This window comes from Falsiroseomonas oryziterrae (assembly GCF_021864505.1).
Lineage (GTDB): Bacteria > Pseudomonadota > Alphaproteobacteria > Acetobacterales > Acetobacteraceae > Falsiroseomonas > Falsiroseomonas oryziterrae.
The window spans coordinates 1-1034 of record NZ_JAKJIB010000619.1 but is presented as its reverse complement, the minus strand read 5'-3'; the positions used below and the strand labels follow the sequence as shown (position 1 = coordinate 1034).

1 protein-coding gene is annotated in these 1034 nt (G+C 77.2%); it reads left to right on the top strand.

All coding sequences use genetic code 11. From position 1 onward, the window contains the following. Positions 1-1034, top strand: a 1034-nt coding sequence (locus L2I40_RS23665) for a putative inorganic carbon transporter subunit DabA (protein ID WP_237217796.1), incomplete at both ends; no start/stop codon positions are given.

The window sequence follows — 1034 nt, the reverse complement described above, 5'->3', positions numbered from 1 at the left end:
GCTCCGCCATGGCCGGCCCGAGGCGGCGCAGCCCGCGGCGCTCGACGCCGCCGGCGCGGCGCGCGTCGCGCCGCAGCCCTCCGCGGTGAACCGCGTCATGATCCGCTGGCTCGCCGCCTTCCTCGACGAAGGCCAGGCCGCCTGGCCCATGCCGGGGCGCGAGAAGGGTCTCTGGCCGGCGGTGCGCGCGCTGGCGCGCCATGACGACGAGATCCCGGACGGCGCGGCGGCGGAGAAGCTGTCCTCCGACCCGCTCGCGGCCCTGGCCGTGCTGCTCGCCGACGTGCCGGAGAACGAGCGCGCGGTGCTGATGACGCGCCACCTCGCGGCCCTCTCGGGCTGGGCAGGCTATGTGAAGTGGCGCGCGCAGGAAGCGGCGCACGCTTGGGCCGAGGCCGCGCCGGCGACGCTGGCCGACATGCTCGCGCTGCGCCTGTTCCTGGCGCGCCAGTTCAACGAGGCACCGGCCGCGCCCCCCGCCCCGGCGGTGGCCGAGGCCGAGGCGATCTGGCTGGAAGCGTGGGAGGAGACGTGGCGGCGCGACCTCGCGCGGCGCCTGGCCGTGCCGGCGCCGGCCGCGCAGGCGGCGCCCCTAGCACAGCTCGTCTTCTGCATCGACGTGCGGTCGGAGGTGCTGCGGCGCCACCTGGAGCGGACGGGACCCTGGGAGACGCTCGGCTTCGCCGGCTTCTTCGGCGCCGCCGTCGCCGTGCAGCCCTTCGGCGCAGAGGGCGCCTATGCCTCTTGCCCGGTGCTGCTGCAGCCGCGCCACGTCATCCCCGAGGTCGCGGCCGATCAGGCGGAGGGTGCCAAGGCGCTGGGCGGCCTGCAGCGCCTGAAGGGCGTGAAGCAGGGTCTGCGCGCGCTGAAGGAGAGCGTCGCGGGCGCCTTCGGCTTCGTCGAGGCGACCGGTGCCGCCTTCGGCGCGGCGATGGTTGCGCGCACCGTCACACCCCGCGGGGCCCAGGCGGCGGCGAACGGCCTGCGGCAGCGCATTGCACCGGCGGCGCGCACGGCGCCCCGCGTCGCGCTCG